Raw genomic sequence first — 14,386 nt, 5'->3', positions numbered from 1 at the left:
GTTATACTATAACATTCAAGCGAACCTCTTCTGGACCTTCAAGATGAATGCGTTAACTCTGCCAGACGTCGCGGCACAGGCATCTCGCCAGAACTTGCCGCTAGATTGGGTCGGCATGTGCGGCATTGCTGTACCGCTGTTGATCGACGGTCAACGCTTGAGCGCAACTGCTGACGCGGGCGTCAGCCTCGATGATGGCGAAGCTCGTGGCATCCATATGTCACGCTTGTATCTGGCGCTGGAGCCGCTCGAAAACTCCCCACTTTCGCCGTCTCTTTTACGACAGATTTTACAGAGCTTCCTTGATAGCCATGGGGGATTGTCCCGGCGCGCCTCGCTTAGCCTGAAGACGGATCTCATGTACAAACGCTCCGCCTTGATCAGCCCTCTTGCTGGGTGGAAACTGTACCCCACCAAGGTGGACGCTCACTTGGACGATTCGATGTTCCACGTGGAACTTGAGATTCAGGTTCCGTATTCATCCACCTGTCCCTGCTCGGCAGCGCTTGCGCGTCAGCTCATTCAGCAACAATTCATCGAGGATTTTGCAAACAAAGCGCTCGAGCATGCCGACGTGCTCGCTTGGCTGGGCACATCAAAAGGCATCGTCGCTACCCCTCATAGCCAACGCAGCCTCGCCACCTTGAAAGTGCGGCTGAACATCGATATCCGTGAATTACCATGGCTGGCTCTGATCAACGAGGCCGAGGCTGCCCTGGGCACCGCTGTACAAACCGCTGTGAAGCGTGCGGACGAACAAGCCTTTGCCCTGGCCAACGGCCAGAACCTGATGTTCTGTGAAGACGCTGCGCGTCGATTGAACGTCGCGTTGCAAAAGATGCCCTGGATCTCCTCATTTGACGTGCGAGTGGTTCACGCTGAAAGCCTCCATGCCCACGATGCCGTCGCCCAGAGTCACTGGGTACGGGAGGCCTCATGATTCGTTGCCAAGCCTTGAGATGGGGTGCGCCGGGTCAACCGCTCACGCCCCCGCTGGACATGGAACGACCTGAAGGCAGCCTGACCGCCATCATCGGCGCCAACGGCTCCGGAAAAAGCAGCCTTTTAAAAGTGCTGGCCGGGTTGCAAAAGCCGCTATCGGGAACAGCCTCATTGAATGTGCCTCGGCGCGGCGGTGTTTCATTCCTGCCCCAGCAACAACACTTGGACCGGCATTTCCCGATCAGCCTGCAAGAGCTGGTTGCAGCAGGCTCATGGGGCCTTCGACAAAATCCCGCGACCCGAAACCAGCGACTCAAGGCCGTCCTGGACGATTGGAATCTAAGCGGCCTCGAACATCGCCCGCTGATGGCTCTGTCGGGTGGTGAGCTACAGCGTTCCCTGCTCGCCCGGTTGAGCTTGGCCGAGGCACCCGTCCTGCTGCTCGACGAGCCTCATGCTGCGCTCGACGAAATGGGCCAGGCGCTGTTGTGGAAACATATTCACCAATGGCACCGAGAAGGTCGGACCTTAATGGTGGTCTGTCACGACCTCGCTGCGGTACATCGGCATGTTCCCCACACCTTGCTGATCAGTCCTACAGGTTGCGCATTGGGTCGCAGCGTCGACTTGATCGAACGGCCTCAGTACACGCAGGTCGCCTGATGCTCAGCGCAACCCACCTATGGCAGCCCTTCCTGGATTTCCTGTTCATGCGCCGGGCGTTGTTGGGCGGACTGGTACTGGCGTGCAGCACGGCTCCACTAGGGGTGTTTCTGATTCTGCGGCGGATGAGCCTGATCGGTGATGCCGTGGCTCACGGCATCCTGCCGGGCGCAGCGCTCGGGTTCTGGTTCGCCGGGTTGAGCCTGCCTGTCCTGACCGTCGGAGGCCTGGGGGCCGGCCTGAGCATGGCCGGGCTCGCAGCGTGGATTACCCGCCGCACTGGACTGCGAGAGGACGCCAGCCTGGCGGCGATCTATCCCATATCCCTGGCGGCCGGCGTACTGATTCTCGGCATGGCCGGCAAACGCCTGGACTTGCTGCACCTGTTATTTGGTTCCGCACTAGCAGTAGACAGTCCGACACTCACCGGCATGCTCTGGGTTTGCGCCGCAAGCCTGGGTGCAATGGCGCTGATCTATCGCCCGCTGTTGCTCGATACCCTGGACCCCTTGTTTCTGCGGACAGTCAGTCGTCTGGGTCCGTTGGCCCACGGCGTGTTCCTGACACTTGTGGTGTTGAACCTGGTGATCGGCTTCCAGGCCATCGGAGCGCTGATGGTTGTGGGCCTGATGATGTTGCCTGCCGCGGCTTCTCGGTTCTGGAGCCGCCGCCTGCCGACCCTGATGGCTTTGGCCGCACTGTTCGGCTGCCTTTCGGTGTGGCTGGGCCTGCTGCTGTCCTTCTACTTCTCGCTGCCCAGCGGACCGGCCATCGTACTGGTGGCGGGCGTGCTCTATTTGCTGTCCGTAGTATTCGGTCCGGTGCATGGCTTGCTGCGCCGCCCGCCTTTGCTCACATCCCAATGAGGTTTTGCCGATGCGCGCCCTGCTCCTGATATTCAGCTTGATGGTGTCCATGTCCTCCCCTGCTGCCGAAAAGCTGCAGGTTGTCACCAGCTTCAGCATCCTTGCCGACATGACCCAACAGGTCGGCGGCGAACACGTTCAGATCGTCAACATGGTCGGTCCCGACGCCGATGCACACACCTACGAGCCCACCCCAGACGATGCCAAGGCGCTGCTGAAAGCCAAGGTGATCATCAAGAATGGATTGGGCTTCGAGCCGTGGCTGGATCGCCTGGTCACCAGCACCGAAACCACCGCGCCGGTAATCAGTGCCAGCCGTGGCGTGATTCCACGTTCCTTGGACGAAGACGGGGAGACCATCCCAGACCCGCATGCGTGGCACAACCTTGCCAACGCCGTGCTCTACGTCGGCAACATCACGAAGGCATTGGAAGCAGCCGACCCGGCCAACAAGGCCGATTACGAACGTAACAGCCAGGCGTACCTGAAAAAGATCCATGCCCTACTCGCCGAAGCCAAGGCGAAGTTCACCGCTTTGCCACCCGGCAATCGCAAGATCGTCACTTCTCACGACGCCTTCGGTTACCTGGGCCAAGCCTACGGCATCGATTTCATGGCACCGCAAGGCTTGTCTACTGAACGCGAGCCATCGGCTGCCGAAGTCGCCGCCTTGATCACGCAAATCCGCCAGGCCAAAGTCAAAGCGGTGTTCATGGAAAACATCAAGGACGCACGCCTGCTCAAGCAAATTGCCGATGAAAGCGGCGCGCACATCGGCGGCACCTTGTACTCCGACGCCCTCGCCGCCAGCGGACCCGCGAGCACGTTTACCGGCCTGTTCGAGTACAACCTCAACACCCTGTACGAAGCGTTGAGCCAGCCCTGAAATCAAGCCCTCGGCTTGACCGTTCCGCAATCCTGCCCCAGCCACACGGCGCGGGTATCCAGGCTACCGTTCTGCTGGATGCCCGTGGCGTTGAACGTGCCATTGACCTTGGTGGTGAATTCGCGATCACTCTGGAAGGTCGCGATGCCGCTGCCCTGGGCTTTCGGACAACTGAAGCGAAACTTCCATTGGTTGCCGGTCCGCTCGGTGATCTGCTGCTTGCACCCTGACTGCGGATCCTGCAGCGGGATGTCGTTGGTCTGGACTTGCTCCGGCGTCAGGCAAACCCGAATACCTTTACCCCCCATGGTGATGCCTTGCTTTTCCAGCATCGCTCGCTGCTCGGGCGTCATCTGGTTCTGCAACTGGCCGAGGATCAATTGCAGGTCAGGCAGATTCTGGTTATCGACCTTCATGTTGCTTGTCGTCAGTTCCCACAGGCCCGGTTGAAGCATCTGCGCATGAGCCGCTACAGGAACCGAGAAACCAATGGCCAAGGCCAAACCCAGCAGGCGAACTTTCATTGCGAAAACTCCAGAGGACAAGTGGCCGTTAGACGCTGCCCGCAAGCTTCGGTTCAGGCAAGCACAGGTGAATTAATTAGCGACATTCGTTGCGTAACATGGTCTGTTAAGCATTGAAACTTCAGGAGCACGGCTGCCCCATGGACTATTACGGCCCGCATGTTTTCGGTTACCTGATCGCGCTGCTCCACACCCTCGGTTCCATCGCTGCGGTCCATGCGGTACTCACCGTGCGAACCGCCCAAGGCTCGATCGCCTGGGCCCTGTCACTGGTGTTCATCCCTTATCTGACGCTTATTCCCTACCTGGTTTTTGGCCGCAGTACTTTCGACGGTTACATCAAGGCGCGACGACAGGCCAACGAAGAGATGCGCAAGGCGATCTCCGAGCTGAACTGGCGGCCTTGGGTCGAAGAGGCGCTCACAGCCCGCGCGTCCCACGCTTATGCTTCCTTGCGCGCCATGCCGAAGCTCGGACGCGCGCCTTGCCTGGCGAATAACCAGGTGCGGCTGCTGGTGGATGGCCACGCCACGTTCGAGGCGATTTTCCAGGCCATGGAAAGTGCGCGGGAAGCCATTCTGATCCAATTCTTCATCATCCATGACGACCGTCTCGGCCAACGCTTGCACGCGTTACTGTTGAAGAAAGCAGCCGAGGGCGTGGCGGTATACCTGCTTTATGACCGTATCGGCAGTCACTCCCTGCCCCACCGTTATGTCCAGGCACTGCGCGACGGCGGCGTCCATGTGAAAGCCTTTGCCACCCGCAGCGGTTGGTTGAACCGGTTCCAGGTCAACTTCCGCAACCATCGCAAGATCGTGGCCGTGGACGGCGTCCTGGGGTTTGTCGGTGGTCACAACGTGGGCGACGAATACCTGGGCGAAAAGCCTCCGTTGGCCCCATGGCGCGACACCCACGTCGAAGTGCGCGGCCCCGTGGTGGCGAGCATGCAGGAATCCTTTGCGGAAGACTGGTTCTGGGCCGCCCGTGCGTTGCCGCCATTGATCCTGCCGGACACCTATCCGGATGGCGGCGTGCTCTGCCAACTGCTGGCCAGCGGTCCGGCGGACGCGCAGGAAACCTGCTCATTGTTTTTCGTCGAAGCGATCCACGCTGCAAACGAGCGAATCTGGATCACCACGCCCTACTTCATCCCTGACGAAGCGGTTTTCGCGGCGCTGCGCCTGGCCGTCTTGCGCGGCGTGGATGTGCGTATCCTGCTACCTTCGCGGCCCGATCACAAAATCGTCTACGCGGCGTCCAGCCTCTATGCATTCGAAGCGGTGCGGGCCGGCGTCCGGGTGTTTCGTTATGAGCCAGGATTCCTGCACCAAAAAGTCGTACTGATCGATCAGGAAATAAGCGCGATCGGCAGTGCGAACCTGGATAACCGTTCGTTTCGATTGAATTTCGAAGTCATGCTGCTGACCGTTGATATCGCGTTTGCCAGCGAAGTGGAGCAAATGCTCGAGAAGGATTTTGCCCAAGCCCACGAAGTGGCCAAACAAGAAAGCCGGGAGACCCACCGCCTGCAAAAAATCGGCATGCGAATCGCCCGGCTCATTTCGCCGATTCTTTAAGGCGTGTAAATGTCGTCGCGAGTCCAAGGCAATTCATGGCTGCCATCGGCATGGGCCTTGACCGCGAGAATCTGGTGCAGGTTTATCCAGCCCTTGGCGAACGCGTAGGCGCAGCCCGCCAGATACAGCCGCCAGATTCGCAAGGCCTGCTCCGGTACTTCCCTGGACGCGGCTTCGAGGTTGTCCTCCAAACGCTCGCTCCAATGATCGAGGGTGCGCGCGTAGTGCATGCGCAGGCTTTCTACATCGACGATTTCCAGCCCGGCTTCGCTGATTTCGGCAGAGATCATCGACAGATGCGGCAACTCACCATTGGGAAACACGTATTTCTCGATGAATTCGCCCGCCCCGCGCCCTACCGGACGGCCATCGGTGTGCTTGGCGGTGATACCGTGATTCATCACCAAGCCGCCTTCACGGACGGCACCGAACAGCGTCTTGCAGTACTGGGCCAGGTTGGCGTGCCCCACGTGTTCGAACATGCCGACACTGACCACTTTGTCAAAACGTCCGTCCTGGGGCAGGTCCCGATAGTCCAGCAACTGCAGCTCCACCTGATCTTCCAGGCCTTCAGCCTTGACCCGCTCCCGAGCCAGGGCGAGCTGCGCCTTGCTCAGGGTAATGCCAAACACCTTGGCTCCGAATTCCCGCGCCGCGAAACGCGCCAACCCGCCCCAGCCACAGCCAACGTCCAACAGATAGTCTCCGGGTTGCAGGCGCAGCTTGCGGCACAAATGGCGGAATTTCGCTTGTTGCGCTTGTTCGAGGGTTTCGCTGCCGGTCTCGAAATAAGCGCATGAATACACCATGTCGCTGTCGAGCCAGAGCTGATAAAACGCATTGGACAGGTCGTAGTGATAGGAGATCGCCTTGGCGTCGGTTTCCTTGTCGTGGACAGTACGCACCGGCAAGTTGCTGTCGTCTTCGTCCACCAGGGCCTGGCTCAGCTCGTCACATACACGAATGACTTCATTGATAGAGCCTTCAAGCTCGAGTTTGCCTTCGACAAACGCTGCACCCAGTGCATCCAGGCTGGGGTGGGTGAATTGCGCGACCACTTGAGGGTCCTTGACCACAATCGTGACGCTGGGATCGGCACCGAGCGTGAACTCATGGCCATCCCAGAGCCGCAAACGAAGCGGTAGATGCAGATTCTGTAAGGCCGGCGGAAGTTGAGCGAGCATGAAAAATCCCCCCTTGTTTCAGACGTCTGAAATGAGGGTAGACCATGCTAGAAAAATAGCAGGCTATCGAATTTATAGCCTTTTTCTATCGCCCTGTTACCAGCTGTGTTTTAGCAGTGACTGCTGGCGAAGGAGTGCCCTCTCGTAAGTGACTGCGGACGCCGCCAACAGTTCGCTCCAGCTCGCTCGTTAGATTCTCAACAGCGGTTCCTGGAACCGCAGCAGACGCCCAGCGTTTCCCAGCACCAACAGGGTGCTCAAGTTGTGCAGCAACGCGGCGATCATCGCGCCCGCCGCGCCCAGCCAGCCAAATGCGGCGAAGGCAACGATAGCGAGCGTCCAGCCCAGGCCGATAATGACATTGACCTGCAACGTGCGTCGGCACTGCCGGCTCAACCGTACACAGGTTCCAAGGCGCCTCAGATCACTGCCAATCAGGACGATATCCGCCGACGCAAGCGCGATATCCGCCCCGCCGGCACCTATTGCGACCCCCACCACCCCGGCCTTCAGCGCCAGGGAATCGTTGATCCCGTCACCCACCACCATCGGCCGGAAGCCGTGACCGATTTCGGCCATGACCCGTTTAAGTTTGTCTTCCGGCAAAGCCTGCGCTTGCAGATCGTTGATACCAACCTGCTGCGCCAACGCAGTCGCCACGCTTTGGCGATCTCCGGTCAACAACAATTGGCGACCCAGGCCAAGCTCGCGCAACTCGGCCATGGCCGCCCGCGCTTCTGGTTTGACGCTGTCGGCCAGCAGCAACCAGGCGAGAAATTGCCCATCGAGGGCCAAGCCGGCGATTGGGCCGTCATGCTCGGGAATGGCCGGCGTCTCGATTCCCAGCCGGGCGAACAACTCGGGACGACCAAGTGCGGCTTCGCCCCGTCCGGTCATGGCCACCACGCCCAGGCCCTGGCGTTCGTGTACATCGCTAAGCGGCAGATAATGTTGCGCAGCCACCTGCCCTGCCAGCGCTCGGCTGACCGGATGACTGCTGGCCGATCCGAGGCTGGCGGCCAAAGGCAGCAGCTCGGAGCGATCCGCCGAGGCGCCTTGTATCGATTGCAGTTGCAATGTGCCGTAGGTCAAGGTTCCGGTCTTGTCGATGACCAGCGAAGTCAGGTCGGCCAGCTCCTCCAAGAAAGCCGAGCTGCGAATCAGGATCCCGTGACGTGCAGCCACCGCAATCCCGGCAATGGCCGTTGCCGGCGCTGACAGCACCAAGGCGCAGGGACACGCCGCCACCAGGACCGCGAGCATCGCCTGGGCATCGTTCGTGACAAACCAGGTCACCGCCGCCAGCAGCAACACCAGCACCAGGTAACGACCGGCGTAGCGTTCGAGCAAGCGGGTAATCGGCGGCTTGGAACGCTCGGCGTTTTGCATCAGGGCAATGACTTTGCCCAGCGTCGACGCTTCGCCAATGCGCGTCACTTCCAGGCGCAGCAGACCGTCGAGGTTGATCGCGCCGCCAAACACATCCATCCCCGCGACCGCCTCCACAGGTACGGACTCGCCCGTGATGGGCGCGGTGTCGAGGCTCGCTTGCCCGGACAAGACTCGCCCGTCGGCAGGCACCCTGTCACCGGCGCGAACCTCCACCACATCGCCTGGTCGTAGCGTGCCGTTATCGACTTCGATGACCGAGCCGTCGGCCTGCACTTTGCGACCTTGGCTTCGGGTCAACTGGCCGAGGGCGTGGATGGCTTCCTGGGAGCCGATCACACTGCGTTCTTCCAGCACGTGACCGAAGATCATGATGATGGGCAACAGCGCGGCCGTCAGCAGATCGCCGGTGGCCCAGGCCCCAAGCATTGCCAAGGCGATGAGTTGATCCGTGACCCCATGCAAGCTCGGATACCGCAAGCTGTACCAGGCGGAACGCATTACCGGCACCGCTACCAGCAACGAGGCAGCACCCAACAACAACTGGCTGACACCGTTTTGCCCTGGCGACCAACCGCGCCATGCCAGGCCCAAGGCGAGCAGACCGAGTGCGAGCATCGCCAAGGTCAGCTGCCGAGCGGCTGCATGCTGTTCGGCAGAAGACAACATCGGTGCGGCAGTGGCTTGAGCGGTCATTGCCCGGCTCCTTGGATAATCAAGCGGGAATCGTCTTTCGGATCGACCGTGGTCACCGACCCGGCCCGACGCAGGATTTCAGGCATGCGTTCACGGTACAGCCGCCACGGCATCTGCGGATCGCTACCCTGGGTCTTGGCCAAGCCGAACACCGAAGCGGTGTCGGACGACGCTTTGGCGAGCCGTTCGCCAGCCTGGGCATGGGCCACCTGCAAGGCCCGGTCGGCTTCCTGGCGGGCTGACTGGGTCTGTTTTTCCGCCTCGGTACGGGCGCTGGCGACAGCTTTGTCGGCCTGCTGGCTGGCGGTCAGTACTGCGTTGAAAGCCCCCACGGCAGGCCCGGGCAGGCTCGACTGCACGTCGACTCGCACCACTTCGATTCCCAACCCCTGCCCTGTCGCGGCAAGATCAGCGAGTCGCCGGTTGATACCTTGCACCAGATCGCCACGAAGGCGCTCGCGACGCTCCGCGGCCTGGCTATCGCTACCCAACAATTCGGGGCGAGCCACCAGGATCGTGTCCAGGTCCCGGGCTGCGGCAAGAGCCACGGCACTGCGGGTCGCCAACCGATCCAGGGCCGGCAAGACATGTTCGCCTTGCAGGACGAACGCGTAAGGGTCGGTGACCTTGTAGAAAACCCGCACGTCCAGCTGCACCACGCCGGCGTCACCGGTCAATAAATAACCAGAACCCGCCAAGGCATCCGTCACTGGCGAAGCGAAGCTGGCCACTCGATCGGCCTGTAGCGCCGCATCCGAGCGGAGCAGATTTTCTACGCGGCGTTCCAGGACTCGATCCGCCGCCGGCAGTAGGATCACCTGTTCCACGGGACGAGGCCATGCCCATAAAAGTCCCGCGTTCTGGACACGATCCAGTGCGCCAAAGTGCAAAACCATCGCGCGGTCCTGCGGAGCAACCTGCCGCACGTTGGCGAATAACCAGGCCAACGCGGCAAGGACAGTGACCGTGTAAAGCGCAAGGAACGACAGGCGTCCGGCCTGAATCCATGGACTGGACAGCTCGTTTGTTCCACGTGGAACCAAACTCATGGCTGGGTCCCGCCCTTGGGTTCCAGTGAAGGAGGGCCGTCCACCAACACCCGGAATGGCGCCGCGTCTGTGCGCAGAATCAGCTTGGTGCCCGGGCTGACGATGGTCTCCAAGGTGTCCAGCGAGCGAAGCAGATTGTAAAGCTGGGGCGAACCCGCATAGGCCCTTCCATAGATCTGCGCTGCCTCCACGCGAGATTGTGCCTCTATCTCGGCAGCTTTGACGGTGGCGTCGGCTTGCATGATTCGCGCGTCACGTTCAGCCGCCGAACGAATTTGTGCTGCTTCACGCTTACCGATGGCGGTGCGCTCCGTGGCGATGGTTTCTCGTTCGGCACGCATGCGGTCCACGGTTGCGGTAAGCGTTACCGAAGGCAAAGTCAGGCGCTCGATGCCCACTTGCAAGACCCGCACACCGTAGGTTGTCAGCAGTTGCTGCTCGATCTGTTGACGCAGTTGGGTTTCAAAATCGACGATGCGCACTTGGCTGGCATCGGTATTGACCAGATTCGCCAAATCGAAACTGGCGGCCGTGGTTTCCAGCGCCGAGCCGACAAACGTGCGTATTTGCCGTGCGGCTTCGTCTGGCTGGTTCTGCACTGCCCGCATGAAACGCTGCACATTTTCCGGGTCCGCTTGCACCTGCCAAGTGACATAGGCCTGAACAATGATTCGCAGCCCATCGCGAGTACCGACATCCTGCAATCCGCTGGAGCTGGTACGTAACCGCAAATCCACCGGGACCGCTGCTTCGAATGGCGCCGGCCAGCGCCAGCCCAGGCCCGGTTCCAGCAGCACTCGCGCCGGGTTGCCAAAACGGGTGATAACGGTGGCCTCCCCCGAGCGCACTTGCACCAGGCTGGCAGCCGCTATGGCAAACACCACCAACAGCGTTGCCCAGCCCATGCGCCTCCAGGGAAACGGACCAGCCTGCTGCGGGTCGCCGTGGTGATGATGATGCCCGTGGTGATGACCAACATGGCCGTGGTCGTGATGGTCGTGTGACGAAGACTGGCTCAATGGGCAGCTCCTGGCAGGACAGGGTTACGTGGCGACGCAGGGTCCGCCGGCAGCGGGAAAGTGCGCAGATCCAGGGTCGGCGCGTTGCCGCTGCCGCCCACGCGATGATCGAGAATCAGCAGATTGGCCTTGTCCAGGCCATGGCTCAGTTGGCTGAAGTACTGCTCAAGGAGGAAGGCGTGGCCTGCCTTCGCATAGGCTTGGCGTTCGGCATCGAAGCGCAGGCCCGCGGCTTCGGCGGCGGCGTTGATTTCCCTCGCCGTGGCTTGGGCCTGGTCATGGGCGATGCTGGCTTGCAGTTGCGCCTGGTTGGTCTGTTCAGCCGCGGCGCCGCGCTCCCGGGCGACCAATGCCTGCGCGCCGATCTGCGCCGCTTGCACACCGTGATAGGCATTCGCCGCGCCAGCCGGAGGATGGATCGCCTCGACCACTGTCGCAAGAATCTCAACGCCGCTGTCCAACGATTGCAAGTCAGCCTGCACCGCACGGCCGATTTCGTCGGCCAGGCTGACCCGGTCCGCGCCCAGCAAACCGTCCAGCGTGCGCGATGCGAATTCATGCACGAGGATGCGGCTGGCCGTGCTGCGGATCATCGTTGGCACATCGGCACTGTTGTACGTCGCAGCAAGCGCTGCGGCATCCGTCAGGCCGATGCGATATACAAAGCGCACATCCATGTTGACGATCTCGAAGCTTTGTTTATCGGCACGCCGGCTGGCGATGACTTGGGATTTATCGTTCACATGCGTGGCGTCCCATAACCGATTGGCGTTGACCGGCGCCGGTCCTTCGGCCGGTTCCGCTTGCACAAGCGCGTTGCTATCGCCAACGCTGGTCGCCAATTCATGCACGACACCATTTTCCACTTTGAGCACCCTGCCCCACGGCCAAGGGAGGCCCCCATGCAGGCCTGGGCCAAGGACTTGCACCGGCTCGCCGAATCGCTCGTAGATTCCGCGCTCCTGCAACGCCACTTCATGCACGCCGGTGAGCGACCAGCCCACCAGCGCCACCAGCGCCAGCACAGGAAAGAATGCCCGGCGCATATAGCTGAACGCCCAGATCTGACGCAGGTCGATGCCGAAACGGTTGTGCAACTCGTGCTGCAAGACCAGCAACGGTTGCGGCGGCCAGCGCAGCAGATCGGCGACAAAGCTGCGACCCATCAGCGTCGGCTCGAGGGAGTCGCGGCGCGGGCTGAATAAGGAGAGTATGGCGCGCAACAGCAGCTCCACCGCGACCAGCCCTGGCAACACCCCGATCAACACTCCCAGGCGCGTCGGCCAGATCGACGTATCGGCGGCGAACAGCAGGCACAATGCGCCAAGGACAAGCACGGCGATCGCCACCCGCGCGAGCTGTGCCAATGGCAAGGCTTCCGGCCACTCGATTGGCGGTTGCTGGGCCAGTTGGCGTTCAAACACCAGCAAGCTGAACGCCAGCAATAACGAGACCACCGCCCCGACACTCGCCGACACCCCAAGCGATGCAGCAGGCAAATCTAGATTCCAGGCTTGCTCAAGGCTCAGCAACGCCAGGAGCGCCCAACCAGAAAGCCACAACGCGGGCGCCCCGATTTGCTTCAGCAGACCGACCCAGCGGGCGCTGATCCCCTCGAGCATCCGCTCATACCAATCCGAGTCTTCAACCGGCTCGGTTTCAACAAGTGCGTTGTCCACCGCAGGCGCCAGCGCCTCGCTGCGCCAACGCGTCACCCACCCGGCCGATTGCAGGCCCGCCAACAACACAATAAGGCCGGCGCTTTGGCTGACCAACAGGGCAGGCCACAAGGATTGCGGCGAGAACAATCCGATGAAAAACGCCAGTGCCAGGCCCAATCCCGCCAGGCCGGCCAGCGCCAACGCGATCCGCTTCAAGCGGCGTGTCTGGAGCGCAGCACGCTGAAAGCGCGGCCACTCGGCCACCCGTGCCCCTTCGATTTCTAGATCGACTTGCATGTCATCCCAGCGCATGTGGAAAAACCAAATTCAGGGCTGTGGATAAAACCGCCACCGCTCCGCTACGTTCGTTACTTTATAACCGGTGCTGTGAAATTTCCGTGTTGAATTTTTCACGGCCAGCCCTGGTGACTTTAGCCTTGACCGTAATCTCCGGAAACGCTCATATTACGTACATAATTTTTTGGACGAGGCGGGAGAACAGTGATGAGCGATTACGATGTGATCATTCTGGGCGGCGGTCCCGGCGGCTATAACGCAGCGATTCGGGCCGGGCAGTTGGGCTTGAAGGCCGCCTGCATCGAAGGCCGCGCAACGCTGGGCGGCACCTGCCTGAACGTCGGTTGCATGCCCTCCAAGGCACTGCTCCACGCGTCTGAGCTGTACGAAGCGGCCAAGGGCGCGGAATTTGCCAATCTGGGCATCAACGTCAGCCCTACCCTCGACCTCGCTCAGATGATGAAACAAAAGGACGAAAGCGTGGCGGGCCTGACCAAGGGCATCGAGTTTCTGTTTCGCAAAAACAAGGTCGATTGGATCAAGGGTTGGGGCCATATCGATGGGCCCGGCAAGGTGAGCGTCACCGGCGGCGATGGCGGCAAGGTTGAACTCGGCGCCAAGGACATCGTTATCGCCACCGGCTCCGAGCCGACGCCACTGCCCGGAGTAGAGGTCGATAACCGGCGCATCCTCGATTCCACTGGCGCATTGTCCCTCGGCGAAGTGCCCCGTCACCTGGTGGTCATCGGCGCGGGGGTCATTGGTCTGGAACTGGGCTCAGTCTGGCGACGCCTGGGCGCTGAAGTGACCGTGGTGGAATACCTCGATCGCATCTGCCCGGGTGTGGATGCGGACACCGGCAAGACCTTGCAGAGAGCCCTGGCGAAACAGGGCATTCAATTCAAGCTGGGGGCCAAGGTCACTGGCGCCGTGTCCTCGGCCAACGGCGTGCAGTTACAGGTCGAATCCGCAGCAGGCGGCAACGCGCAGACGTTGGACGCCGATTACGTGCTGGTCGCCATTGGCCGCCGGCCTTACACACAAGGGCTGGGGCTGGAAAATGTCGGGTTGACGACCGACCCGCGTGGCCTGCTCGCCAACAAGCGCCACCGCACTGAGGCGCCCGGTGTCTGGGTGATCGGCGATGTCACGTCCGGGCCGATGCTCGCCCACAAGGCCGAAGACGAGGCCATGGCCTGCATCGAGCAGATTGCCGGCAAGGCCGGCGAGGTCAATTACGACCTGATCCCCAACGTGATCTATACCCGGCCGGAACTGGCCAGCGTCGGCAAGACCGAGGAACAGCTCAAGGCTGCGGGCCGCGCCTACAAAGTCGGGAAATTCCCTTTTACGGCCAACAGCCGGGCGAAGATCAATCACGAAACCGAAGGGTTCGCCAAAGTGTTGGCCGATGAGCACACCGACGAGATCCTCGGCGTGCATCTGGTTGGCCCAAGCGTCAGCGAAATGATTGGCGAATACTGCGTAGCGATGGAGTTCGGCGCCTCGGCCGAAGACATCGCCCTGATCTGCCACCCGCACCCGACCCGCTCGGAGGCATTGCGCCAGGCGGCGATGAATGTGGAAGGAATGGCGACGCAGATGTAGCGCCGCATTCCTGTGGGAGCGA

12 protein-coding genes are annotated in these 14,386 nt (G+C 61.2%); 6 read left to right on the top strand and 6 right to left on the bottom strand.

What is annotated here, in order from left to right:
- Positions 1-43 precede the first annotated feature (43 nt).
- The 4 genes from folE2 to J3P92_RS00535 are packed head-to-tail and all read left to right on the top strand — an operon-like array spanning position 44 to position 3,357.
- The gene (gene folE2, locus J3P92_RS00550) at positions 44-940 is read left to right on the top strand and encodes a GTP cyclohydrolase FolE2 (protein ID WP_434651212.1); all 897 of its coding nucleotides are present in this window, start codon (positions 44-46) and stop codon (positions 938-940) included.
- Positions 937-1,605 (top strand): metal ABC transporter ATP-binding protein, encoded by a 669-nt coding sequence (locus J3P92_RS00545; RefSeq protein WP_420766090.1) that lies wholly within the window; start codon positions 937-939, stop codon positions 1,603-1,605. Before folE2 ends, J3P92_RS00545 begins: the two co-directional genes overlap by 4 nt.
- Positions 1,605-2,471, top strand: a complete 867-nt coding sequence (locus J3P92_RS00540) for a metal ABC transporter permease (protein ID WP_434649591.1) — start codon at positions 1,605-1,607, stop codon at positions 2,469-2,471. Before J3P92_RS00545 ends, J3P92_RS00540 begins: the two co-directional genes overlap by 1 nt.
- A 10-nt stretch (positions 2,472-2,481) precedes the next feature.
- Entirely contained in the window at positions 2,482-3,357 is an 876-nt protein-coding gene (locus J3P92_RS00535) for a metal ABC transporter substrate-binding protein (RefSeq protein WP_434561530.1), read from the top strand.
- A gap of 2 nt (positions 3,358-3,359) precedes the next feature.
- Here the strand turns inward: J3P92_RS00535 and J3P92_RS00530 are convergent, their stop codons facing one another.
- Positions 3,360-3,881: a DUF3617 domain-containing protein gene (locus J3P92_RS00530; protein WP_420766087.1), complete on the bottom strand. Its 522-nt coding sequence runs from the start codon at positions 3,879-3,881 to the stop codon at positions 3,360-3,362.
- Between the two features lie 140 nt (positions 3,882-4,021).
- Between J3P92_RS00530 and cls the strand changes: the two genes are divergently transcribed.
- Entirely contained in the window at positions 4,022-5,461 is a 1,440-nt protein-coding gene (gene cls / locus J3P92_RS00525) for a cardiolipin synthase (protein WP_420766086.1), read from the top strand.
- On the opposite strand, the gene cfaB is transcribed toward cls, so the two are convergent.
- From cfaB to hflK (J3P92_RS00500), 5 genes are all read right to left on the bottom strand, one after another.
- On the bottom strand, positions 5,458-6,645 hold the full coding sequence (gene cfaB, locus J3P92_RS00520) for a C17 cyclopropane fatty acid synthase CfaB (protein WP_420766085.1): 1,188 nt from the start codon (positions 6,643-6,645) through the stop codon (positions 5,458-5,460). The two genes, cls and cfaB, sit on opposite strands and share 4 nt — an antisense overlap.
- Positions 6,646-6,834: 189 nt before the next feature.
- Entirely contained in the window at positions 6,835-8,730 is a 1,896-nt protein-coding gene (locus J3P92_RS00515) for a heavy metal translocating P-type ATPase (RefSeq protein WP_434649589.1), read from the bottom strand.
- Positions 8,727-9,779 carry a protease modulator HflK gene (gene hflK, locus J3P92_RS00510; protein ID WP_434649587.1) on the bottom strand — a complete coding sequence of 351 codons (1,053 nt, stop codon included), beginning with the start codon at positions 9,777-9,779 and terminating at the stop codon, positions 8,727-8,729. The genes J3P92_RS00515 and hflK (J3P92_RS00510) overlap by 4 nt, the downstream gene beginning before the upstream one ends.
- Positions 9,776-10,798, bottom strand: a complete 1,023-nt coding sequence (hflC, locus tag J3P92_RS00505) for a protease modulator HflC (RefSeq protein WP_434649585.1) — start codon at positions 10,796-10,798, stop codon at positions 9,776-9,778. Before hflC ends, hflK (J3P92_RS00510) begins: the two co-directional genes overlap by 4 nt.
- A complete protein-coding gene (gene hflK, locus J3P92_RS00500; RefSeq protein ID WP_434651210.1) occupies positions 10,795-12,756 on the bottom strand; it encodes a protease modulator HflK in 1,962 nt (653 codons plus the stop codon). Before hflK (J3P92_RS00500) ends, hflC begins: the two co-directional genes overlap by 4 nt.
- 207 nt (positions 12,757-12,963) lie before the next feature.
- On the opposite strand from hflK (J3P92_RS00500), the gene lpdA reads away from it, so the two are divergent.
- Positions 12,964-14,364, top strand: coding sequence for a dihydrolipoyl dehydrogenase (gene lpdA, locus J3P92_RS00495; protein ID WP_434649583.1), 1,401 nt, complete (start codon positions 12,964-12,966; stop codon positions 14,362-14,364).
- Positions 14,365-14,386 lie beyond the last annotated feature (22 nt).

This window comes from Pseudomonas sp. D3-27, assembly GCF_051132165.1.
GTDB lineage: Bacteria > Pseudomonadota > Gammaproteobacteria > Pseudomonadales > Pseudomonadaceae > Aquipseudomonas.
The sequence above is the reverse complement of the archived record's forward strand: the minus strand, read 5'-3'. Positions and strand labels throughout refer to the sequence as shown.